At 63.0% G+C, this 21,816-nt stretch carries 21 protein-coding genes; 10 read left to right on the forward strand and 11 right to left on the reverse strand.

Annotated features, from left to right (window positions below):
• Positions 1-16: 16 nt before the first annotated feature.
• A complete protein-coding gene (locus ACP92_RS24130; protein WP_013232417.1) occupies positions 17-544 on the reverse strand; it encodes an SWIB/MDM2 domain-containing protein in 528 nt (175 codons plus the stop codon).
• Between the two features lie 385 nt (positions 545-929).
• Positions 930-2,300, reverse strand: a complete 1,371-nt coding sequence (gene ffh / locus ACP92_RS01850; protein ID WP_013232418.1) for a signal recognition particle protein — start codon at positions 2,298-2,300, stop codon at positions 930-932.
• 322 nt (positions 2,301-2,622) lie between these two features.
• Between ffh and ACP92_RS01855 the strand changes: the two genes are divergently transcribed.
• The 10 genes from ACP92_RS01855 to ACP92_RS01900 all read left to right on the forward strand — a co-directional run bounded on the left by ACP92_RS01855 (position 2,623) and on the right by ACP92_RS01900 (position 13,994).
• Positions 2,623-3,582, forward strand: a complete 960-nt coding sequence (locus ACP92_RS01855) for an ABC transporter substrate-binding protein (RefSeq protein WP_013232419.1) — start codon at positions 2,623-2,625, stop codon at positions 3,580-3,582.
• Between the two features lie 19 nt (positions 3,583-3,601).
• The gene (locus ACP92_RS01860) at positions 3,602-4,423 is read left to right on the forward strand and encodes an ABC transporter permease (protein ID WP_013232420.1); all 822 of its coding nucleotides are present in this window, start codon (positions 3,602-3,604) and stop codon (positions 4,421-4,423) included.
• A 1-nt stretch (position 4,424) separates the two neighbouring features.
• Positions 4,425-5,234 (forward strand): ABC transporter ATP-binding protein, encoded by an 810-nt coding sequence (locus tag ACP92_RS01865; protein WP_013232421.1) that lies wholly within the window; start codon positions 4,425-4,427, stop codon positions 5,232-5,234.
• A gap of 133 nt (positions 5,235-5,367) precedes the next feature.
• Positions 5,368-6,180 (forward strand): cytochrome C assembly family protein, encoded by an 813-nt coding sequence (locus ACP92_RS01870; RefSeq protein ID WP_013232422.1) that lies wholly within the window; start codon positions 5,368-5,370, stop codon positions 6,178-6,180.
• Positions 6,177-6,461, forward strand: a complete 285-nt coding sequence (locus tag ACP92_RS01875; protein WP_013232423.1) for a PP0621 family protein — start codon at positions 6,177-6,179, stop codon at positions 6,459-6,461. The genes ACP92_RS01870 and ACP92_RS01875 overlap by 4 nt, the downstream gene beginning before the upstream one ends.
• 3 nt (positions 6,462-6,464) lie before the next feature.
• Positions 6,465-7,088: a 1,6-anhydro-N-acetylmuramyl-L-alanine amidase AmpD gene (gene ampD, locus ACP92_RS01880; protein WP_013232424.1), complete on the forward strand. Its 624-nt coding sequence runs from the start codon at positions 6,465-6,467 to the stop codon at positions 7,086-7,088.
• A gap of 406 nt (positions 7,089-7,494) precedes the next feature.
• Positions 7,495-10,479, forward strand: coding sequence for a ribonucleoside-diphosphate reductase subunit alpha (locus ACP92_RS01885; protein WP_013232425.1), 2,985 nt, complete (start codon positions 7,495-7,497; stop codon positions 10,477-10,479).
• Between the two features lie 215 nt (positions 10,480-10,694).
• Positions 10,695-11,861 carry a ribonucleotide-diphosphate reductase subunit beta gene (locus ACP92_RS01890; RefSeq protein WP_013232426.1) on the forward strand — a complete coding sequence of 389 codons (1,167 nt, stop codon included), beginning with the start codon at positions 10,695-10,697 and terminating at the stop codon, positions 11,859-11,861.
• Between the two features lie 504 nt (positions 11,862-12,365).
• Entirely contained in the window at positions 12,366-13,214 is an 849-nt protein-coding gene (locus tag ACP92_RS01895) for a hypothetical protein (RefSeq protein WP_048348485.1), read from the forward strand.
• Positions 13,215-13,454: 240 nt separating this feature from the next.
• Positions 13,455-13,994: a YggT family protein gene (locus ACP92_RS01900; protein WP_013232428.1), complete on the forward strand. Its 540-nt coding sequence runs from the start codon at positions 13,455-13,457 to the stop codon at positions 13,992-13,994.
• A 103-nt stretch (positions 13,995-14,097) separates the two neighbouring features.
• Here the strand turns inward: ACP92_RS01900 and ACP92_RS01905 are convergent, their stop codons facing one another.
• The 9 genes from ACP92_RS01905 to ACP92_RS01945 form a co-directional block, all read right to left on the reverse strand.
• The gene (locus ACP92_RS01905) at positions 14,098-14,685 is read right to left on the reverse strand and encodes a peroxiredoxin (protein ID WP_013232429.1); all 588 of its coding nucleotides are present in this window, start codon (positions 14,683-14,685) and stop codon (positions 14,098-14,100) included.
• Between the two features lie 41 nt (positions 14,686-14,726).
• Entirely contained in the window at positions 14,727-15,662 is a 936-nt protein-coding gene (locus ACP92_RS01910) for a carbohydrate kinase family protein (protein WP_013232430.1), read from the reverse strand.
• Positions 15,663-15,762: 100 nt separating this feature from the next.
• A complete protein-coding gene (locus ACP92_RS01915; protein ID WP_013232431.1) occupies positions 15,763-17,052 on the reverse strand; it encodes a DUF3426 domain-containing protein in 1,290 nt (429 codons plus the stop codon).
• A gap of 3 nt (positions 17,053-17,055) precedes the next feature.
• A complete protein-coding gene (gene prmA / locus ACP92_RS01920; RefSeq protein ID WP_013232432.1) occupies positions 17,056-17,970 on the reverse strand; it encodes a 50S ribosomal protein L11 methyltransferase in 915 nt (304 codons plus the stop codon).
• 41 nt (positions 17,971-18,011) lie between these two features.
• Positions 18,012-19,391 carry an acetyl-CoA carboxylase biotin carboxylase subunit gene (gene accC / locus ACP92_RS01925; protein ID WP_013232433.1) on the reverse strand — a complete coding sequence of 460 codons (1,380 nt, stop codon included), beginning with the start codon at positions 19,389-19,391 and terminating at the stop codon, positions 18,012-18,014.
• A 95-nt stretch (positions 19,392-19,486) separates the two neighbouring features.
• Positions 19,487-19,957 (reverse strand): acetyl-CoA carboxylase biotin carboxyl carrier protein, encoded by a 471-nt coding sequence (accB, locus tag ACP92_RS01930; protein ID WP_048348486.1) that lies wholly within the window; start codon positions 19,955-19,957, stop codon positions 19,487-19,489.
• 134 nt (positions 19,958-20,091) lie between these two features.
• On the reverse strand, positions 20,092-20,529 hold the full coding sequence (gene aroQ, locus ACP92_RS01935) for a type II 3-dehydroquinate dehydratase (RefSeq protein WP_013232435.1): 438 nt from the start codon (positions 20,527-20,529) through the stop codon (positions 20,092-20,094).
• Positions 20,530-20,625: 96 nt separating this feature from the next.
• A complete protein-coding gene (locus tag ACP92_RS01940) occupies positions 20,626-21,147 on the reverse strand; it encodes a TlpA family protein disulfide reductase (protein WP_013232436.1) in 522 nt (173 codons plus the stop codon).
• Positions 21,147-21,788: a hypothetical protein gene (locus tag ACP92_RS01945; protein ID WP_013232437.1), complete on the reverse strand. Its 642-nt coding sequence runs from the start codon at positions 21,786-21,788 to the stop codon at positions 21,147-21,149. The genes ACP92_RS01940 and ACP92_RS01945 overlap by 1 nt, the downstream gene beginning before the upstream one ends.
• Positions 21,789-21,816 lie beyond the last annotated feature (28 nt).

Genomic DNA, 21,816 nt, shown 5'->3' on the forward strand with positions numbered 1-21,816 from the left:
AAACCGCGGGCGTCGATCAGCTCAGGTGAGCCGAGATCAGCTTGGTCATTTCAAACATCGTGACTTGCTTCTTGCCACCGAAGATCGCCTTGAGCTTGTCATCCGCATCGATGTTGCGCTTGTTCTCGGCGTTCTGCAGCTTGTTCTTCTTGATGTATTCCCACACCTTCTTGGTCACTTCGGTGCGCGGCAGCGGCTTGGCGCCAACCACTTCGCCCAGGGCTGCCGACGGGGTCAGCGGCTTCATGAAGGCGGCGTTGGGGGTGCGCTTGGCGGCGGGCTTCTTGGCTGCTGGCTTGGCTGCGGCTTTCTTGGGTGCTGCCTTGGCGGCGGCCTTCGGAGCGGCTTTGGGCGCTGCCTTTGGAGCTGCCTTCGCTGCAGGCTTGGCGGCCGGTTTGGCGGCTGCCTTGGGCGCTGCCTTAGCGGCGGCCTTGGGGGCTGCGGCCTTGGCGGTCGCCTTCGTCGCAGGCTTTGCGGCTGCCTTGGCGGCGGGTTTTGCTGCTGGCTTCTTTACTGCGGCTGCTGCTTTTTTTGCTGTGGCCATCTGAAAGACTCCTCACAAGAATGAGATGAATGCGTCGATTTACGCACCGCTAATAGTGGTGCTGTTTGCACTGCGGTGCAAGTATTTTTTAGTGGATTTCTGCCCGAAAGAACCAGGAAACAACGAGCCTGTGCGATCCGGCCTCAAGCCGCGCCAGCAAAGGGATCGCGGCAGATCGTCCGGGTCCGCCGCAGCCCTGTCTGCCGACCCTTTGCAAGGGGCCTGAAGAGATGACGGAAGGACATGATCCGGCCCTGGCGGAGCACCCGGAAAAAGGCAGGGGAGGAAGGAGAAAAGGAGGGGGTCTGGTGGCGGCAGGACTGCCGCCGGAGAATCCGGCGCAGGCCGCAAGGCCAGCACCGGCAAGGCTTTTCGGGCGAAGGGCCTAGCGCATGCCGCCGGGCAGCATGCCCTTCATGTTGCGCATCATCTTCATCATGCCGCCGCCCTTGAGCTTCTTCATCATCGATTGCATCTGCTCGAACTGGGACAGCATGCGGTTGACTTCCTGCACCTGCACGCCCGCGCCGGCGGCGATGCGGCGCTTGCGGGTGGCCTTGATCAGTTCGGGCTTGGCGCGTTCCTGCGGGGTCATGGAATTGATGATGCCTTCCATGCGGCGCACCTGCTTTTCGGCCTGGTCCATGTTGGCGTTGCCAGCGGCGGCCTGCATCTGCGCCGGCAGCTTGTCCAAGAGGCTGGTGAGGCCGCCCATCTTCTTCATCTGCGACAACTGGGCCTTGAAGTCGTTGAGGTCGAACTTGCCGCCGCCCTTGATCTTGTTGGCCAGGCCTTCGGCTGCGGCCATGTCCACGCCCTTGCGCGCCTCTTCCACCAGCGCCAGGATGTCGCCCATGCCGAGGATGCGGTTGGCCATGCGCGAGGGATCGAAGGCTTCCAGGCCATCCAGCTTTTCAGCCACGCCGGCGAACTTGATGGGCTTGCCGGTGATGTGGCGCACCGACAGCGCCGCGCCGCCGCGCGAGTCGCCGTCCAGCTTGGTGAGCACTACGCCGGTCAGCGGCAGGGCGTCGCTGAAGGCCTTGGCGGTGTTGATGGCGTCCTGGCCCAGCATGGCGTCGACCACGAACAGGGTTTCGATGGGCTTGATGGCCGCATGCACGGCGCGGATCTCATCCATCATGGCCTGGTCGATGCCCAGGCGGCCGGCGGTGTCCACGATCAGCACTTCGTGGTGGTGCTTCTTGGCGTAGTCCAGCGCGGCCAGGGCGATATCGACCGGCTTGTCGGTCGCCTGGCTGGGGAAGAAATCGGCGCCGGCCTGGCCGGTCACGGTCTCCAGCTGGCCGATGGCGGCCGGGCGGTAGACGTCGGCCGAGACGGTCAGCACCTTCTTCTTGGTGGTCTCGCGCAGGTACTTGGCCAGCTTGCCGACGGTGGTGGTTTTACCGGCGCCTTGCAGGCCGGCCATCAAGATGATGGCCGGGGGCTGGGTGGCGAAATTGAGCTGCGAGGCTTCCGGGCCCAGGTCGGCGCCCATCAGGCTGGCCAGCTCGCGCTGCACCACGCCCACCAGCGCCTGGCCGGGGGTGAGTGAGCCGATGACTTCCTCGCCCAGGGCTTTTTCCTTCACCTTGGCGATGAACTCGCGCACGGCCGGCAGGGCCACGTCGGCCTCCAGCAGGGCCAGGCGCACTTCGCGCAGCATCTCGGCAGTATTCGATTCGGTCAGTCGCGCCTCGCCGCGCATGGTTTTGACGACTTTGGCGAGGCGTTGGGTCAGGTTGTCTAGCATGGTGATATCTGCAAATGAGTGGATGGCCGCCGGACAGGGCTGGCCCGGTGGGGCAGGGCGGCGGGCAATCCCGCATTCTAACCGATCAGCCCCGGCGCGCCCTGGTTGGCGCAGCCCGGCTCAGATGGGGACGCTACGTAAAATTAACAGCTTGTACAGCCCGCGCTCTTTGTGTATACATGGGCGCTGAATTTCCAAGCGCAAATAATAATCAAGGCGCGTCGCCCACGAGGCCGTCGCCAACGCCATCGAGACAGCCGGCCCTGCACCCGCGCCGTCGGCCTGCCGCAACAAGAACGATACACACAAGAGGAGAGTGGAAATGCAAAAGAAATTGATCGCCCTGGCCCTGCTGGCAAGCGCCGGCTTCTCGGCTGCCAGCCATGCCGCCGATGACGTGATCCGCCTGGGCAATCTGAAGTTCGCCCATTATGGTGCGGTCTCCTACATCAAGGAAATCGCGCCCAAGTGCGGCATCAAGGTCGATGAAAAGGTCTTCGCCAAGGGGCCTGACGTGATGCAGGGCATCCTGGCCGGTGAGCTGGACGTGGGCACCACCGCTTCCGAGGCGGCGATTTCGGGTCGCGCCAACGGTGCGCCGATCTACGTGGTGGCCGGCTTCGCCAAGGGCGGCGCGCGCCTGGTGGCGGGCAAGGATTCCGGCATCAAGTCGGTCAAGGACCTCAAGGGCAAGAAGGTGGGCGTGACCCGCGGCGGCATCCACGAAGTGCTGCTGGACGCCGAGCTGGGCCAGAACGGCCTCTCCGCCAAGGACGTGACCATCGTCTACCTGGCCTTCGCCGACCTGAACCAAGCCCTGCTGGGCAAGAACATCGACGCCATGATGCAGAGCGAGCCGCAATCCTCGCAGGCCATCAACAAGGGCTTCGGCGTGGAAGTGATGAAACCCTACGACACCCCCATCGGCGAGCCCTACCGCACCATGGTGATGACCGAGAAGTTCTACAACGAGAAGCGCCCGCTGGCCGAGAAATTCATGCGTTGCTTCCTGGAGGCGACCAAGACCTTCATCGACAAGCCGGAAGTGGCCGAGAAGTACGTGCGTGAAGTGATCTTCAAGAACCAGATCAGCAAGGAAGACTTCTACGACGCCATCGGCAACTCCCCCTACGCCTACGACATCACGGCCGAGCACATCCAGATCACCACCGACACCATGGCCAAGTACGGCACCGGCAAGATGGCCAAGCCGCCCGTGGCCAAGGATTGGGTAAAGACCGATCTGCTGGAGCAGGCCAAGAAGAGCATGAACCTGAAGTAAGCCCAGGGGGGAATCTCGCATGGCAAAGAAGAACAAGGGCAGCTTCCTGCAGGGGCTGCTGGTGCCGATCATCGTGATCGCCCTGTGGGAGGGGGCGTCACGGGCCGGCTGGATCAATCCGCAGATCCTGCCCTCGCCCTGGGCGGTGCTCAGGAAATGGGTGGAATACGCCACCCCGCTCAAACCCTATGACCCTGAGGCGGGCAGCTGGCTGGCCTGGGCCTTTTCGGGCGAGCTGGTGATGGACGCCATCGGCAGCCTCTACCGGGTAGTGGCCGGGTTCCTGATCGGCGCGGGCCTGGCCTTGCCGCTGGGCTTGCTGATGGGGTCGAGCCAGCGTATCTACGGGCTGATGAATCTCACCGTCCAGGTGATCCGGCCGATCCCGCCGATCGCCTATATCCCGCTGGCCATCCTCTGGTTCGGGCTGGGCAATCCGCCGGCGCTGTTCCTGATCTCGCTGGGGGCGTTCTTCCCGGTGCTGATGAATACCATCGCCGGGGTGCGCCAGGTCGACAGCATCTACCTGCGCGCCGCCCGCAACCTGGGCGCGAGCCAGTCCACGCTGTTCTTGCGGGTGATGCTGCCGGCGGCCGTTCCCTACATCCTCTCGGGGGTGCGTATCGGCATCGGCACGGCCTTCATCGTGGTGATCGTGGCCGAGATGATCGCGGTGAGCAATGGGCTGGGCTTCCGCATCATGGAGGCGCGCGAGTATTTCTGGTCCGACAAGATCATCGCCGGCATGATCACCATCGGCCTCCTGGGACTGGCCATCGACCTGGGCATGAGCCGCCTCAACAATTACATGCTGCGCTGGCATCGCGGGCTGGAGAACTGACATGAACCAGACAAATGCTTCCCCCCGCATACGTATACAGGGCGTCCACAAGGTCTTCAAGACCGATGACCGCGAAGTCGTGGCGCTCAAGGACATCAACCTCGATATCCCCGATGGCCAGTTCGTCTGCCTGCTCGGTCCCTCCGGCTGCGGCAAGTCGACGCTCTTGAACGCCATCGCCGGGTTTGCGCTGCCCTCGTCCGGGCAGATCCTCACTGACGACAAGGTGGTCAGCGAGCCGGGGCCGGATCGCGGCATGGTGTTCCAGGAATATGCGCTGTTCCCCTGGATGACGGTGGAGCAGAACGTGGCCTTCGGCCTGGAGATCAAGGGAACGCCCAAGGCCGAGATCCACCAGCGCGTCACGCAACTGCTGGACAAGCTGGGCCTGATCGACTTCCGCACCCGTTTCCCCAAGGACCTCTCGGGCGGCATGCGCCAGCGTGTGGCCATCGCTCGGGTGCTGGCGCTGGATTCGCCCATCATGCTGATGGACGAACCCTTCGGCGCCCTCGATGCGCTTACCCGCCGCAACCTCCAGGATGAGCTGCTGCGCATCTGGGACGAGTTCAGGAAGACCATCGTCTTCGTCACCCACAGCATCGAGGAGGCGATCTACCTGGCCGACCGCATCGTGGTGATGACCTACCGGCCCGGTACGGTCAAGCGCGACATGCTGGTCAACCTGCCGCGCCTGCGTGACCCGGCCGATCCCGAGTTCAATGCCTTGAAGCGGGAACTGGGCCAACTGGTGATGGAAGAGCAGCAACGCCATCACAACGCCGAGATGAAGGCGGCGGCGGTGGACTGAGGCGGCAAAGGCTATAGGGTAGCGCCCCGACACGGCAGGCAAGTCCTGCCGTGTCGCATTGTGGCGCGATGATCGCAGCGCCTACTGACCCTCTCCAAGCGGGCGACGGGCCGAGATAGTGTAAACTTGGGCGATGCAAACTTATTTTTTCATCCTGGCTGCGCTGCTCTACCTGGCCTGCGCCTTCATGCCTTCGCAGCGGCGCATGCCGATCTCGCTGGGCATCGTGGCCGGCTGGGTGCTGCATGGCGGCGCGCTGCTCTCGGACATGTTCGCTCCGGACGCGCTGCGGGTGGGCTTTGCGGTGATGTTGTCCTCCACGCTGTGGATCTCGGTGGCGGCCTACTGGCTGGAAAATCGCAATTTCTCGCTCGATAGCATGCGCGTACTGGTGCTGCCGGTGGCGGCGCTGGCGGTGGTGCTGCCCAGCATCTTCCCCGGCAATATGGTGGCGCTGACCGGCAAGTCCGACTGGTTCCTGGCGCACATCGCCATCTCCATCCTCGCCTACAGCACCCTGACCATCGCCGCCTTCCATGCGGTGCTGATGGTGCTGCAGGAGTCGCGCCTGCATACCCGCCCGGGCCTGGCGACCCAGTCCGGCTGGTTCGGCCTGGCGCTGGATCGGCTGCCAGCGCTGCTGACGATGGAAAAACTGCTGTTCCGCCTGATCGCCTTCGGCTTCACTCTGTTGACGCTGACGGTGCTCTCGGGCGTGGTCTTTTCCGAGCAGTTGTTCGGGACGCCGTTGAAGTGGGACCACAAGACCATCTTCACCATGCTGTCCTGGCTGCTGTTCGGCCTGCTCCTGGCCGGCCGCCGCTGGCAGGGATGGCGGGGGCGTACTGCGCTCAGCTTCACGCTGGCCGGCTTCGCCATCCTTTTATTGGCTTATGTGGGCAGCCGGTTCGTGCTTGAAGTCGTGCTGCATCGGGTTCTGACATGAAATATCTGATCTGGCTGGTCGTGCTGCTGGCCGTGGTGGTGTGGTTCCAGCGCGCCAAGAAATCCATGCTGGCCGGCAATGACGCCGCCGCCGATGCGCGCCCGGAGTCCGGTATCCCCCGGCCCAAGGCGGGCGGTACGCGGCGCAGCGCCGAACCGGGCGCCGAGACCATGGTGCAATGCGCCCATTGCGGCATCCACTTCCCGGTCTCCGAAGCGGTGGTGCATGCCTCGGGCGCCCTGTACTGCTCGGAAGAGCATCGCCGCCTGGCCTCCTTCTGAACCATGACTGCCGCCGTGACTGATCCCGCCGCCTGGAGCATCGATGGTGAGGGCTGGTGCCAGGGCGCCCGCCGCGAGCCTTCCCCCAATTGCGACGACCGGCCCGAGGGCGTGGTGAGCCAATTGCTGGTGATCCACAACATCAGCCTGCCGCCCGGTGAATTCGGCGGCTCTTATATAGCAGACCTGTTCTGCAACCGGCTCGACTTCGACGCCCACCCCTATTTCGACCAGTTGCGTCCCTTGCGGGTGTCGGCGCATTTCCTGATCCGCCGTGATGGCGAGGTGGTACAGTTCGTCCCCGCCCATCGCCGCGCCTGGCATGCCGGCGTGTCCAGCTTCGAAGGGCGGGAGCGGTGCAATGACTTTTCCATCGGCATCGAGCTGGAGGGAACCGACTTCACGCCCTTCACCCCCGCCCAGTACGACGCCCTGCTGGGTTTGTCCCAGGCCCTGGTCAGCCGCTACGGGCTGAGCGCCGTGGCCGGTCACGAACACATCGCCCCGCTGCGCAAGACCGATCCCGGCCCCTTCTTCGACTGGCAGCGCTATCGCGAAGAAATGATGAAAATTGTTAACCCGGCGCAATTGCGCTTCCCTTCTGGCCTTCACAAAAGTCAAGCGTGAGGGGCAGAAAAATTCTCGAAATAGCGGTTGCATCCTCCCTAACCCGCCACTAGAATTAGTCCCAATCGATGTTTTGATACTAGATGTAGTGTCCAGGTGAACTTATTTTTGTACACGGGTCTTCATCCACAGATGGCCCGGCTGGCAGTGCTTCAGAAGGCGCAAGATCCCGCGAGGCAGTCACCAAGTACCAAGCAACAAGTACGAAAGCGCCCCGGTTCTCCCTTCTTATTCCGTCGTTTCGCTCATCAGTTTCAAGCAGTTTTTGCGTCAGCATGAATATCCATGCAAGGGATAGTCATCGTGGGACGCAGTCGTCGTTCGCCAATCCCGTGTAGTTCGGGATTCTGATTTAGCAACTGGAGTCACCGTGTCGGTTGCTCCACTCATGTATCTAGGAGGCTAAGTGCGCTCAACCCAAGAAATTTCCGTCAAATCTCCTGCCGCCTATGGCGTTTCCGCCGAGCTGGAAGGCTCCGCTGAAAGCCAGGCCGTTGCTTCCCAGACCGCTGGCCTGGGCGAATACCGCATCATCCGCCGCAATGGCGCCGTGGTCGGTTTCGAACCCTCCAAGATTTCCATCGCCGTGACCAAGGCCTTCCTGGCCGTCAACGGCGGCCAGGGTGCGGCTTCGGCGCGCGTGCGCGAGATGGTCGAGCAACTGACCACCAACGTGGTCTCGGCGCTGGTGCGCCGCCAGCCCACCGGCGGAACTTTCCACATCGAAGACATCCAGGACCAGGTCGAGCTGGCCCTGATGCGTTCGGGCGAGCATGACGTGGCGCGCGCCTACGTGCTCTACCGCGCCAAGCGCATGGAAGAGCGCGCCCAGCAAGGCGCCGCCACCAAGACCGAAGTGGTCGCACCGCAGCTGCACGTGACCGAAGACGGCCAGAGCCGTCCGCTGGACATCAATGAAGTGCGCTCCCTGATCGCCGCCGCCTGCGTCGGCCTGGAAGAGCACGTCGACGGCGAAGCCATCCTGGCCGAGACCGTCAAGAACCTGTACGACGGCGTGCCCGTCGAAGAGCTGTACAAGTCCGCCATCCTGGCTGCCCGCGCGCTGATGGAAAAGGACCCGGCCTACAGCCAGGTGACCTCGCGCCTGCTGATGCACACCATCCGCAAGGAAGTGTTCGGCAAGGAAGTGGCCCAGGCCGATGCACCGGCCGAGTACCTGGAATACTTCCCGCAATACGTCAAGAAGGGTATCGAAGCCGAGCTGCTCGACACCAAGCTGGCCCAGTTCGACCTGGCCAAGCTGGCCGCCGCCCTCAAGCCCGAGCGCGACCTGCAGTTCGGCTATATCGGCCTGCAGACCCTGTATGACCGCTACTTCCTGCACATCGGCGGCACCCGCATCGAAATGCCGCAGGCGTTCTACATGCGCGTGGCCATGGGCCTGGCATTGAACGAAATCGACCGCGAAACCCGCGCCATCGAGTTCTATGACCTGCTGTCGTCCTTCGACTTCATGAGCTCGACCCCGACCCTGTTCAACTCGGGCACCCAGCGTTCGCAGCTGTCCTCCTGCTACCTGACCACGGTGGCCGACGACCTCGACGGCATCTACGAAGCCATCAAGGAAAACGCCCTGCTGGCCAAGTTCGCCGGCGGCCTGGGCAATGACTGGACCCCGGTGCGCGCCCTGGGCGCCCACATCAAGGGCACCAATGGCAAGTCGCAAGGCGTGGTTCCCTTCCTGAAGGTGGTCAACGACACCGCCGTGGCGGTCAACCAGGGCGGCAAGCGCAAGGGCGCGGTGTGCGCCTACCTGGAAACCTGGCACATGGACATCGAGGAATTCCTCGAACTGCGCAAGAACACCGGCGACGACCGCCGCCGCACCCACGACATGAACACCGCGAACTGGATTCCCGACCTGTTCATGAAGCGCGTGATGGAAAAGGGCGAGTGGACCCTGTTCTCGCCGTCCGACACCCCGGACCTGCACGACAAGTTCGGCCGCGCCTTCGAAGAAGCCTACACCGCCTATGAAGCCAAGGCCGCCCGCGGCGAGCTGAAGCTCTTCAAGAAGGTGCAAGCCAACGACCTCTGGCGCAAGATGCTGTCGATGCTCTTCGAAACCGGCCACCCGTGGATCACCTTCAAGGATCCCTGCAACATCCGTTCGCCCCAGCAGCACGTGGGCGTGGTCCACAGCTCCAACCTGTGCACCGAGATCACCCTGAACACCAACGACAGTGAAATCGCCGTCTGCAACCTGGGTTCGGTGAACCTGCCGGCGCACCTGGTCAATGGCGAGCTGGACCATGCCAAGCTGCAAAAGACCATCCGCACCGCCATGCGCATGCTGGACAACGTCATCGACATCAACTACTACGCCGTCAAGAAGGCCCGTGACTCCAACCTGCGTCACCGTCCGGTGGGCATGGGCATCATGGGCTTCCAGGACTGCCTGCACATCAAGCGCGTGCCGTACGCCTCGATGGACGCCGTCGAATTCGCCGACCGCTCCATGGAAGCCGTCTGCTACTACGCCTACATGGCCTCGACCGAACTGGCTGAAGAGCGCGGCCGTTACGCTTCCTACCGCGGTTCGCTGTGGGATCGCGGCATCCTGCCGCAGGATTCCCTGAAGCTGCTGGCGCAAGAACGCGGCGGCTACCTGGAAACCGACAGCACCGAGACCCTGGACTGGGCCGCCCTGCGCGCACGCATCGCCGAACACGGCATGCGCAACTCGAACTGCGTGGCCATCGCCCCGACGGCGACCATCTCCAACATCATCGGCGTGTCCGCTTGCATCGAGCCGACCTACCAGAACCTGTACGTGAAGTCGAACCTGTCGGGCGAATTCACCGAGATCAACGAGTACCTGGTGCGCGACCTGAAGGCCCGTGGCCTGTGGGACGAAGTCATGGTTGCCGACCTCAAGTATTTCGATGGCAGCCTGGCCAAGATCGACCGCATCCCGCAAGACCTGCGCGACATCTACGCCACCGCCTTCGAAGTGGATCCGTCCTGGCTGGTGGAAGCCGCCTCGCGTCGCCAGAAGTGGATCGACCAGGCTCAGTCGCTCAACATCTACATGGCCGGCGCTTCCGGCAAGCGTCTGGATGAGACCTACAAGCTGGCCTGGCTGCGCGGTCTGAAGACCACCTACTACCTGCGCACCATCGGCGCCACCCACACCGAGAAGTCCACTTCCCGTGCGGGTGCCTTGAACGCCGTGGCTGTTGACGGCGGCGCTGGCGCCATGGCCTCGGCTTCCGGTACGGCCGTGCCGGCCGCCCCGATCGCTTCGGCTGCCACTGCTTCGGCGGCCTACGTGATGCCGAACCCGGGCGCGGCGATCGAAGCCGACGGTCCGGTCTGCACCATGCGTCCAGGCGATGCCGGTTTCGAAGAGTGCGAGGCCTGCCAGTAAATGTAAGTAATCCGGGCAGGGTCGAGACGGCCTGCTGATGAGGATGATCAAGGTCATCCGAGATGACGGCAGCTACACTGTCAACGTCCTGCCCACCCTAGCCGGCGCATCGCGGTGAACTTCACCGGATGCGCCGTTGTCACCTGATAGACACCCGCCGCGCCACGGTCATCCGACCCGCCGGCAGCGACCGATAAAGTAAAGAGGAACCACAGATGCTTTCTTGGGATGATGAAGCCAAGCAGCCGGCCCAGGCGCCGCGCACTCCTAACCTGCAGCCGCAACTGCAACCGGCCTTCGGCCAATCCAACGCCGCGCTGAATCCGGCGCTGATGGCCGGCAACAGCGAGCAGGTCGACACCACCCGCCGCGTCAATGCCGCCGACAAGCGCATCATCAACGGCCACACCGACGTCAACCAGCTGGTGCCCTTCAAGTACAAGTGGGCCTGGGACAAGTACCTGGCCGGCTGCGCCAACCACTGGATGCCGCAAGAGATCAACATGCAGCGCGACATCGAGCTGTGGAAGAACCCCAATGGCCTGACCGAAGACGAGCGTCGTCTGGTCAAGCGCAACCTGGGCTTCTTCGTCACCGCCGACTCGCTGGCGGCCAACAACATCGTGTTGGGCACCTATCGCCACATCACCGCCCCCGAGTGCCGTCAGTACCTGCTGCGCCAGGCCTTCGAAGAAGCGATCCACACCCACGCCTACCAGTACATCGTCGAATCGCTGGGCCTGGATGAAGCCGAGATCTTCAACGCCTATCACGAGGTCGCATCGATCCGCGACAAGGACGAGTTCCTCATTCCCTTCATCGATACGCTGACCGATCCTGAGTTCAAGACCGGCACGATGGAGAATGACCAGAAGCTGTTGAAGTCGCTCATCGTCTTCGCCTGCATCATGGAAGGTCTGTTCTTCTACGTCGGCTTCACGCAGATCCTGGCGCTGGGTCGCCAGAACAAGATGATGGGCGCGGCCGAGCAGTACCAGTACATCCTGCGTGACGAATCGATGCACTGCAACTTCGGCATCGACCTGATCAACACCGTGAAGATGGAGAACCCGCATCTGTGGACTCCTGAATTCCGCGAGGAGATCAAATCGTTGTTTTTACGCGCTGTGGAGTTGGAATATCGTTACGCAGAGGATACAATGCCGCGAGGCGTGCTCGGGTTGAACGCACCGATGTTCAAGAGCTACCTGCGATTCATCGCGAATCGCCGCGCACAGCAAATCGGATTGGACCCGCTGTTCGCACAAGAAGAAAATCCGTTCCCGTGGATGAGCGAGATGATCGACTTGAAGAAGGAGCGCAACTTCTTTGAGACCCGTGTCATCGAATACCAAACCGGGGGCGCACTGAGTTGGGAATGATGTGCAGTCTCGAAGCACTCTTCATCGAGACGTGATGCACAACAGTGGTCGGGTAGCTTGCAAGATGCCCGACTGCTGAAACGGAAAAGGCCTACGCCACATTAATGAACAGTCAGAGACCGAATCAATCTTCTCTGTTATCGCCGCTTAACCCCATCTTGTCGGGTCAGGCGGCTTTTCCTTTGAAAAACACCGAGGTTTTTCAGGAACGCGATTCCGACGCTAGCGTTTGAACACGCTGGCGTTTTTTTTGGTGTCGCGCCTGCTCCCGTAGTCGAAGTCTTCCTGCGCCATTGCGCGGGCACTACCGGAGGGGCGTCGCCAAGATAGCTGAAGCGCTGCATAGGTGAGGGGATGCAGCAGTTCAGCTGGTGCCGAATTCATTAGCGCAAGCGACAGGCTGCTTGTGCCGATGAATAGCTCGCCCGCGTCATCGCGATGTCGCGTGCGGGTTGCTTATATCAAGCTTGATTTTTTCCATTCACGTGAAGAAGGAGAAACAAAATGGCAACAGCAGCAAAGAAGACCGCGGCCAAGAAGCCGGCGGCAAAGAAGGCGGCAGCCGCCAAGGAAACCACCAAGAAGGTCGTCGCGGCTACTGCCAAGAAGACCGTGGCCAAGGCCGCCGTCAAGCCGGCAGCCGCCAAGAAGGCTGCAGCGCCGAAGAAGGCCGCTGCTCCGAAGAAGGCTGTGGCAACCAAGGCCGCCGCCAAGCCGGCAGCCGCCAAGAAGGCAGCAGCACCGAAGAAGGCAGTCGCTGCCAAGAAGCCGGTCGCCGCCAAGAAGGCAGCAGCACCGAAGAAGGCAGTCGCCGCCAAGAAGCCGGTCGCCGCCAAGAAGGCAGCAGCACCGAAGAAGGCAGTCGCCGCCAAGAAGCCGGTCGCCGCCAAGAAGGCAGCAGCACCGAAGAAGGCTGTCGCTGCCAAGAAGCCGGTCGCCGCCAAGAAGGCAGCAGCACCGAAGAAGGCAGTCGCCGCCAAGAAGCCGGTCGCCGCCAAGAAGGCTGCAGCTCCCAAGGCCGCTGCCAAGAAGGTCGCTGCTCCCAAGGCTGCCGCCGCCAAGAAGGTTGCAGCTCCCAAGGCCGCTGCCAAGAAGGTTGCTGCTCCCAAGGTCGCCGCCAAGAAGGTTGCCGCTCCCAAGGCCGCCGCCAAGAAGGTCGCTGCTCCCAAGGCCGCCGCTCCCAAGGCTGCAGCAGCCCCCAAGGCCGCCGCCGCCAAGAAGCCCGCCGTCAAGAAGGCCGCAGCACCGAAGAAGGCAGCTGCCAAGCCGGCAGTCGCTGCAGCACCGGCCGCCAAGACCGTGCTGAACCCGGCAGCCGCATGGCCGTTCCCGACTGGCAACAACCGTCCGTAATCACGGTTCGCGCCTAGTCTGATTCGTTCAGGCGAAAATGCCGCTGTGTGGCTTTATGCCATGCAGCGGTTTTTTTATGCCTGCGCGCCTGCGTGCGGCGCTTGTTGATGCAGGCATGGCTCTGGCAATGCCGCACAATGGCACAATATGGGCACCAGCGGGTTTGACCCGCATCCACGGCTTGGCGATTGCGCCAATGCGCTCTAGTATGTGCGCTGCCTCTCACTGATGGAGAACCCTGTGCTGCATAGTATTTTCATGTTGATCGTCAATGCCGTGGCCAGCATCCTGGCCGGCGTCATGCTCTTGCGCTTCTGGATGCAGGTGGTGCGCGTGCGTCCGCCGCAGTCGGTCGGTCAGTTCGTCTACCAGCTCTCGGACTGGCTGGTCAAACCGTTGCGCCGCGTGCTGCCTGGCGGCGCCTATGACTGGGCCAGCCTGTTGGGAGCCTTCCTGATCGTGGTGCTGGCGACCGTGGCCGCAGTTGGATTGCAGTCGGGCTTCGACTTCAAGATCATCTTCCTGCTCTCGCTGGAGCGCTTCGTCGAGTGGATCTGCTACGGCTTCATGGCCACGCTGATCATCGAGGCCATCTTCAGCTGGGTCAATCCCTACGCGCCGCTGGCGCCTTTCGTGCGGGCCTTGAATGAGCCGCTGCTGCGTCCGCTGCGCCGCGTGATCCCGCCGCTGGGCGGCGTGGACCTGTCGCCGCTGGTGCTGCTGATCCTCCTGCAGATCGCCGTGCGCGTGATCAGCACGCTGCTGTTCGCCCTGCTGTGAGGGCAGGCTGGCCGGACGCTCTGTTCGGCATCGCCATGGCAAAAGAGCCGGACTTCATCGTCCGGCTCTTTTTTTTCCTGGCTCAGCCTGGGCGATCCACACATCAGCGCTTCTGCGCAGCCGACCATTTCTCCAGCGCCTGCATGGTGTTTTCCACATGCTTTTCCGGATTCATGTCGGTGTACTCGTAGAGGATGGCATGGTCCGGCGTGATGACGTAGGAGGTGCGGCTGGCGTAGCCGGTCACCTTCAGGAACTGGGCGTCATAGGCCTTCATGATCTTCTTGTCGACATCGGCTGCCACCGCGAACTTGCTGCGGCATTCGCTGACGGAGAACTTGTTGAGTGTCTCGATATTGTCGCCCGACACGCCGATGACCGTCGCCCCCAGCGCCTTGTAGCGGTCCACCGCCTCGGCGAACAGATGGGCTTCGATGGTGCAGCCGGAGGTGAAGGCGGCCGGGTAGAAGTACAGCACTACCGGGCCTTTCTTGAGCGCTTCCGACAGGGTGAAGGTCGACACCTGCCCGCCCAGCGAGGCCGGCGCCGAGAATTCCGGCGCCTTCTCGCCCGGCTTGAGCGCGGCCGGCGCCGCCGGGCTGGCCAGCACCGCACCGAGCAGCGCCGCGCCGACAGCCAGTCCACGCAAGGTGGACAGTGACGGCAAGACCAGGGATGAACGATGCGGCATGATCAGTCTCCTTGAAGCGGACAGCGTTAGCGGGGCAAGACTCAAGCGAAGCGATAGCCAAAGGCCGCGTGGAAGCGCTCTTCGATTTCTGCCCTGGACGGCGCATGATTCTGCGGACCTTGCGAGGCGATCTTGAGCGACCCCATCAGGCTGGCCAGGCGACCGGTAGTCTCCCAGTCATAGCCCTCGGTCAGGCCAAAAAGCATGCCCGCACGGAAGGCATCGCCACAGCCGGTGGGATCGGCGATGCGGTCGGCCGGGACGCAGGGGATGTCGAACTTCTTGCCCCCCTCGAAGATGTCAGCACCCAGTTCGCCACGCGTGACAATCAGGGCCTTGGTACGTTCGGCGATCTGCGCCAGCGACAGGCCGGTGCGGGCGGTCAGCAGCTCGGCTTCATAGTCGTTCACGGCGACATAGGTGGCCAGGTCGATGAAGTTCTTCAGGTCCTCGCCATCGAACATGGGCATGCCCTGGCCCGGATCGAAGATCAGCGGGATGTTCAGCTCGGCCGCCTGCTGCGCGTGCTGCAGCATGCCGTCACGGCCATCCGGAGCGACGATGGCGAACTTGACCGGGCCTGCATCGGCGACCTTGTTCTCGTGGGACCAGGTCATCGCACCCGGGTGGAAGGCGGTGATCTGGTTGCTGTCGGCGTCGGTGGTGATGAAGCACTGCGCGGTGAAGGAGCTGTCGATCTGACGTACGCAGCGGGTGGAAATGCCCAGCTCGGCGAAGCGTTCCAGATACGGTGCGCTGTCCAGTCCCACGGTAGCCATGATGACCGGGTCGCCGCCCAGCAGCTTGAGGTTGTAAGCGATGTTGCCGGCGCAGCCACCGAACTCGCGGCGCATGGTCGGCACGAGGAAGGAGACATTGACCTTGTGTAACTGGTCGGCCAGCAGCGCTTCGGCGAAGCGGCCCTCGTATTGCATGATGTTGTCGTAGGCGAGGGAACCGCAGATGAGAGAGCTCATGGGAATGGACGCAAGAAGTGACTGATGCCGCATTGTAGAAGAAAAGCGGTGTTCAGGCTGGCTTTGATGCGTCCGGTGTGCGCGGACGGGAAGGGCAGGCTCAGGGATAGAACAGGTAGACGCGGTAGCCCGAGACCAAGGCATCCTTGAGTTCAAAGTTCAGCTTGATCTGCTGTTCGCTGTCGGCCGCGATGCCGCGATCGATCTGGCGGGCGTTAGGCAGGTAATCGCGTGGACGGAAGACCCGGCGCACCACGGCTTTCTCGTCATCATTGTTGAGCGTGAGTTCCAGGTGCGGCCAGGCTTGTGCGCCGGGACCGCGATTGCGCATGACCACCGTCAGCGCATAGACGTTCTGGTTGGGCGGCACGACCTGCAGTTCATTGGCTTCCAGCGACAGGCGGTCAATCTCGGCCGGCAGGCCGACGCTGCAATGCAGGGCCACGCACATGCCGTTGAGCATGGGGCGCACAGGCGGCAGGGCTTCGGCCAGGGGATTGCGCCAGTAATAGAGCGCTTGCAGCAGCAGCACCGGCACCATCACGCCGGCCAGGATCATCATGATGACCTTGAGCACGCGTCCGGCCCGCTCGCGGCGTTCGACACGCCTGACGAAGCCGGGCAGTTCGGCATCGTCTTCGCTGTCGTCGGCTGCGCTGTGGTCAGCTGCGGAGAGCTGGTCTGGTTCGTCCTCATGACCGCGGAGGTGATGCACATCTTCCTCATCCAGGCGCGACGTGGCCGGGCCGAAGGCCGCGTCGATATCGGCTGCGCTGACGATCTCGTCGTCCGTGCTGGAAGAGCGGCGCAACAACGCTGCGCCCCCGGCAGGTGCTGTCGGGATCTCGTCGGCGACGGGGAAGGGAGGCAATGCGTCGGCCTCATCCCGCTTGTCTTTATCCACAGCTGCTGGCGACTTCAGCGGTGCGCCCAGGTCAGGGATGTAGCCGGGACTGGTCGGCGAGCGAAACACCTTGGGCTCGGCGATCACTGGGATGGCTGCAGGAACCGGTGCGGGAACTTGCACCGGCGGGGGCGGTTCGGCACTGACCGGGGCGGTGCCGCTGGAAACGGGGATGGCGTGGACGGGCGCAGACGGCTGTGGCGCGGGTCCGCGCGTCGCCATCGGGCTGGCGGGAACCGGCGATGGCGCCGGTGTTGGCGTGGCGGGGGCCGCAGCGGCGCTGGGCGTCATCACGCCGGCCTGGGCCTTGCTGCCCGGTGCGGGCTGGTAATGGCCGTCGGCCACGCTGGCCTCGACCAGATAGTCATTGCCATTGAAGACCTGGCGGCAACTGCCGCAGCGGACCAGGCCGCCACGCAGTTTGAGCTGGTCGCTGACGACCCTGAAGATGGTCAGGCAGTGCGGACACTGGGTCGCCAACGCCATCGATTACTCCGGCAGGCGGCCTGCCAGCGCCACCCAGCCTTCATGCGCGGCCCACACGTTGAGCGCGATGTAGGGCGCATAGGTGGCGATGACTTCCTGCGCCTGGCGTTCCAGCACGCCGGACAGCACCAGCGAACCGCCCGCGCGTACGCGACCGGCCAGCATGGGGGCCATCAGTTGCAGCGGGCCGGCCAGGATGTTGGCGACCACCACGTCAAAGCGTTCGCCCTCCGGATGCGCCTGGGCAAAGGGTTCCGGCAGGTAGTAGGTGGCCGTGCAGTGATTGCGCTCGGTATTGTGATGCGCCGCTTCCAGCGCCTGCGGATCGATGTCCACCCCGATCACCTGGGGCACGCCGATCTTGGCCGCCACCAGCGCCAGGATGCCCGAGCCGCAGCCGTAGTCCAGCAGCGTGCCGGCCTCGGTAGCATTGGCTTCCAGCCATTCCATGCACAGTCGGGTGGTGGGATGGCTGCCGGTGCCGAAGGCCAGACCGGGGTCCAGCTCCAGCACCAGCGCGTCCGGATCGGCGGGGGCTTCGTGCCAGCTCGGCACCACCCAGATGCGCTTGCCGATATGGATGGGCTCGAACTGGGATTGCGTCAGACGCACCCAGTCCTGCTCTTCCACCACGCGGGTGGAGAAGGGCAGGGCATAGTCCAGGCCGATGGCCTTGGCCGCATCCATGACGATGGTGGCGTGGTCGGCATCCTTGCCGGCCAGCGCTACCACGCGGCTGCGATCCCAGGCGGCTTCCTCCGGCTCCATGCCGGGTTCGCCGAAGAGCGGACGCTCGGCGTCCGTCCCTTCATCCGCATCTTCCACCGACACCGACAGGGCGCCAGACTCCATCAGGGCGTCGGACAATGCCTCCGCCTCTTCCCGCGCCACTTCGATGACGATTTCTACCCAAGCCATGCTCGCCTGCCTTTGCTGATGAGGTGTTGCTGCTGTCTTGCTTACTTCTTGATGGCCTTGTCCGCTTCCGGGGAAGCCGGACGTTCCGACAACTTATGTTCCAGATAATGGATATTGGTTCCACCTTCGAAGAAGCGCGCATCCACCATCAGTTCGCGGTGCAGCGGGATGTTGGTCGAAATGCCCTCGACCACCATTTCCGACAGCGCGATCTGCATGCGGCGGATGGCCTGCTCGCGGGTGGCGCCATAGGCGATCACCTTGCCCACCATGGAATCATAGTTGGGCGGCACGAAGTAACCCGAGTAGGCGTGCGAATCGACGCGGATGCCAGGACCACCCGGCACGTGCCAGGCGGTGATGCGGCCCGGCGAGGGGATGAACTTGAACGGATCCTCGGCGTTGATGCGGCACTCGATGGCGTGGCCCTTCAACTCGATGTCGCGCTGGCGATAGCGCAGCTTCTCGCCGGCGGCGATGCGGATCTGTTCCTGCACGATGTCCACGCCCGTGATCATTTCGGTCACCGGGTGTTCGACCTGCACGCGGGTGTTCATCTCGATGAAGTAGAACTCTTCGTTTTCGTACAGGAATTCGAAGGTGCCGGCGCCACGGTAGTTCATCTTGCGGCAGGCTTCGGCGCAGCGCTCGCCGATCTTCTCGATGATCTTGCGCGGGATGCCCGGTGCAGGCGCTTCCTCGATGACCTTCTGGTGGCGGCGCTGCATGGAGCAGTCGCGCTCGCCCAGCCAGATGGCTTGCTTGTGTTCGTCGGCCAGGATCTGGATTTCCACGTGACGCGGATTTTCCAGATACTTCTCCATATAGACTTCCGGATTGCCGAAGGCAGCGCCGGCTTCCGTCTTGGTCATGGTCACCGCATTGATCAGCGCGGCTTCGGTATGCACCACGCGCATGCCGCGGCCACCGCCGCCGCCAGCGGCCTTGATGATGACCGGATAGCCGATCTTGCGGGCGATCTGGACGATTTCCTTGGGATTGTCCGGCAGCGCGCCGTCCGAACCCGGCACGCAGGGCACGCCGGCACGGATCATGGCTTGCTTGGCCGAGACCTTGTCGCCCATCATGCGGATGTTTTCTGCGCGCGGGCCGATGAAGACGAAGCCCGACTTTTCCACACGCTCGGCAAAGTCGGCGTTTTCCGACAGGAAGCCATAGCCGGGGTGGATCGCCTGGGCGTCCGTGACCTCGGCGGCGCTGATGATGGCCGGCATGTTCAGGTAGGACAGGGTCGACGGGGCCGGGCCGATGCAGACCGACTCATCGGCCAGCTTCACGTACTTGGCTTCGCGGTCGGCCTCGGAGTGCACGACCACGGTCTTGATGCCCAATTCGCGGCAGGCGCGCTGGATACGTAGGGCAATTTCGCCACGGTTGGCGATGAGGATTTTTTCAAACATAAAGGATTGAAGCGTCGCTAGGATCAAGCGTTATAGGTTCGGGAAGCAGGCCGCTGCGGGCGGCCGCATCTGGCCAGGCCGGGGACGATACGCGATCAGCCCAGCACGAACAGCGGCTGGCCGAATTCCACCGGCTGGCCGTTTTCCACCAGGATCTGCTTGACCACGCCACCCTTGTCGGTGTCGATCTCGTTGAGCAGCTTCATTGCTTCGATGATGCACAGGGTGTCGCCTTCCTTGACTTCCTTGCCCACTTCCACGAAGGCCGGTGCGCCCGGCGCGGAGGAGCGGTAGAAGGTGCCGACCATGGGCGACTTGACGATATAGCCTTCCGGCACGGCGGCGGCAGCCGGCGCGGCAGCGGGGGCTGCCACCGGAGCAGCGGCGGCGACGGGCGCGGCGGCCGGTGCGTAGGCTTGCTGTTGCGGCACCATCACGACCTGATTCTGGGTATTCGGGGACGATTTGACGATCCTGACCTTGCTTTCGCCTTCGGTGACTTCCAGCTCTTCGATGGCCGATTCAGCAACCAGGTCGATCAGCGTCTTGAGTTTTCGTAAATCCATTTGAATCCCTCGGAATGTAGATTGAGTAGTGTTAAAAGAAGCGCCGGCGCGAGCTGCGGCCGGCGGGTCCAGTCAGATGATGCAGTCGGTGAAGCGATCCATGGGCGCAGGCCGGAAAACGGCCCGCAAGGCCGTCAGGATTGACGCAGCCAATGGTCGACGGCCATGCGATAGCCATCCACCCCAAAGCCGCACAGGACTGCCCGGGCAATGCCGGACAGGTAGGAAAAATGCCTGAATTCCTCGCGCTGGTGAATATTGGAGATATGCACTTCCACGAAAGGGATGGCCACCCCGGCCAGCGCATCGCGCAAGGCCACGCTGGTATGGGTCAGTCCGCCCGGATTGATGATGATCCCGTCCACGCCCTCGCTGCGGGCCTGATGGATGCGGTCGATCAGCGCGCCTTCATGATTGCTCTGGAAGGCGACCAGGCTAGCGCCTGCGGCGCGGGCCTGTTCTTGCGCACGCTGTTCGATATCGGCCAGCGTGGTGGAACCGTAGACTGCCGGCTCCCGGGTCCCGAGCAGATTCAGGTTCGGACCATTGAGCAGGAGTAGCTGTTTTGCCATGGAGATTAAGCTCCGTTTGACGACGATGCGCGCATTTTGCCGTCAAATGCCATCAATTGGCAAGAAAAACTTTCTTTTTCGCAGATTTTCTCGAATTTACAGCTGGGAGAGGTCCTGGCGCAGTTCGTCGAACTTCAGACGACCCAGGTAGATCTTCTTGACGTTGCCGTCCTTGCCCACCAGAGCGGTGAACGGAAGACCGCCCGCCTGATTGCCGAATTGCCGCAGCAAATCGGTGGCGCCGGTTCCGGCAACGAAGAGAGGATAGCGGATTTGGTACTTTTGCGCAAACTTGCCGATATTTTCCTGGCTATCGACGCCAATTCCGAGGATCTGCACCGGCGCGATTTCTTGCTGCAGAGCCGTCAGCTCGGGCATTTCCTCCACGCAAGGGCCGCACCAGGTGGCCCAGAAGTTCACGATCAGCGGCTTGCCCCGATACTGCGCCAGCGACTGCATCTGCCCGGTAGCGTCAGGCAGCGACTGCGCCAGCAGGCGGTTCAGCGCCTGGGTCTCGGCGGACTCGGCCGGATGGGCGCGATGGCTGGCGTACAGGCCGATCCCCACACAAACGACGGCAACCACGGCCAACAGGATCACATTGCGCAGCTTTTTCATCAATCTTCTTCCTTGCAGGTCTCATCGATCAGGGCGGCCAGGGCGTTGGCATCGCCGCGTTCGGCGCGCTTGCCAGGCGCCGCACGCAGGCTGCCGCGCAGATCGTCCTCCTCATATAGGGCCAGGTGGGCCAGTTCCGGATCGGCTCCGCGCTGGGGCAACAGGAAACTCAGGGTTTCCACCGGCTGGCCGGTGCGGAAGTGCGCCGTCTCGCCCACTTCGAAATTCACGTTCTTGTTGAGCAGGAAGATTTCCACATCCTTGGCGCTGGGAGAGAACAGTTGCAGATGGATGTCGGAATGCTCCCCGGCGGTGCCATTCCAGACCGCGCCGGTAATATAGGGATTGAAGGCCTGCAGGTCCTGCATCACCTGCAGCGCCACCTGGCGCAGGTGCAGCAGCCGCGCCGGCTGCGTATCGGCGAAGAACAATTCATTGTAGACACGCACTTCCTCTTCGATCTGCTCGTTATCGGGCATGATCTCGCCGCGTACTTTCTGGTTGCCCAGGATCTGCCGCGCGGCCTTGCGCTTGGCGCTGCCATAGTCGGCGCCATCTTCGGCGATCATGCGGGCGGCAGCGGCGGCGATCTCGGCGCGCAGCTGCTCGGTGGGGGAGGTGAATTCAGACATGGGCCACATGATACCCGTTGCGCGCCATGGCTGCGCT

It is taken from the genome of Herbaspirillum seropedicae (genome assembly GCF_001040945.1).
GTDB classification, from domain to species: domain Bacteria; phylum Pseudomonadota; class Gammaproteobacteria; order Burkholderiales; family Burkholderiaceae_D; genus Herbaspirillum; species Herbaspirillum seropedicae.

Bases quoted from the DNA above. Each gene is read 5' to 3' on its own strand.
- ACP92_RS24130 (WP_013232417.1), bottom strand. From the start codon at position 544: ATGGCCACAGCAAAAAAAGCAGCAGCCGCAGTAAAGAAGCCAGCAGCA.
- ffh (WP_013232418.1), bottom strand. From the start codon at position 2,300: ATGCTAGACAACCTGACCCAACGCCTCGCCAAAGTCGTCAAAACCATG.
- ACP92_RS01855 (WP_013232419.1), top strand. From the start codon at position 2,623: ATGCAAAAGAAATTGATCGCCCTGGCCCTGCTGGCAAGCGCCGGCTTC.
- ACP92_RS01860 (WP_013232420.1), top strand. From the start codon at position 3,602: ATGGCAAAGAAGAACAAGGGCAGCTTCCTGCAGGGGCTGCTGGTGCCG.
- ACP92_RS01865 (WP_013232421.1), top strand. From the start codon at position 4,425: ATGAACCAGACAAATGCTTCCCCCCGCATACGTATACAGGGCGTCCAC.
- ACP92_RS01870 (WP_013232422.1), top strand. From the start codon at position 5,368: ATGCAAACTTATTTTTTCATCCTGGCTGCGCTGCTCTACCTGGCCTGC.
- ACP92_RS01875 (WP_013232423.1), top strand. From the start codon at position 6,177: ATGAAATATCTGATCTGGCTGGTCGTGCTGCTGGCCGTGGTGGTGTGG.
- ampD (WP_013232424.1), top strand. From the start codon at position 6,465: ATGACTGCCGCCGTGACTGATCCCGCCGCCTGGAGCATCGATGGTGAG.
- ACP92_RS01890 (WP_013232426.1), top strand. From the start codon at position 10,695: ATGCTTTCTTGGGATGATGAAGCCAAGCAGCCGGCCCAGGCGCCGCGC.
- ACP92_RS01895 (WP_048348485.1), top strand. From the start codon at position 12,366: ATGGCAACAGCAGCAAAGAAGACCGCGGCCAAGAAGCCGGCGGCAAAG.
- ACP92_RS01905 (WP_013232429.1), bottom strand. From the start codon at position 14,685: ATGCCGCATCGTTCATCCCTGGTCTTGCCGTCACTGTCCACCTTGCGT.
- ACP92_RS01910 (WP_013232430.1), bottom strand. From the start codon at position 15,662: ATGAGCTCTCTCATCTGCGGTTCCCTCGCCTACGACAACATCATGCAA.
- ACP92_RS01915 (WP_013232431.1), bottom strand. From the start codon at position 17,052: ATGGCGTTGGCGACCCAGTGTCCGCACTGCCTGACCATCTTCAGGGTC.
- prmA (WP_013232432.1), bottom strand. From the start codon at position 17,970: ATGGCTTGGGTAGAAATCGTCATCGAAGTGGCGCGGGAAGAGGCGGAG.
- accC (WP_013232433.1), bottom strand. From the start codon at position 19,391: ATGTTTGAAAAAATCCTCATCGCCAACCGTGGCGAAATTGCCCTACGT.
- accB (WP_048348486.1), bottom strand. From the start codon at position 19,957: ATGGATTTACGAAAACTCAAGACGCTGATCGACCTGGTTGCTGAATCG.
- aroQ (WP_013232435.1), bottom strand. From the start codon at position 20,529: ATGGCAAAACAGCTACTCCTGCTCAATGGTCCGAACCTGAATCTGCTC.
- ACP92_RS01940 (WP_013232436.1), bottom strand. From the start codon at position 21,147: ATGAAAAAGCTGCGCAATGTGATCCTGTTGGCCGTGGTTGCCGTCGTT.
- ACP92_RS01945 (WP_013232437.1), bottom strand. From the start codon at position 21,788: ATGTGGCCCATGTCTGAATTCACCTCCCCCACCGAGCAGCTGCGCGCC.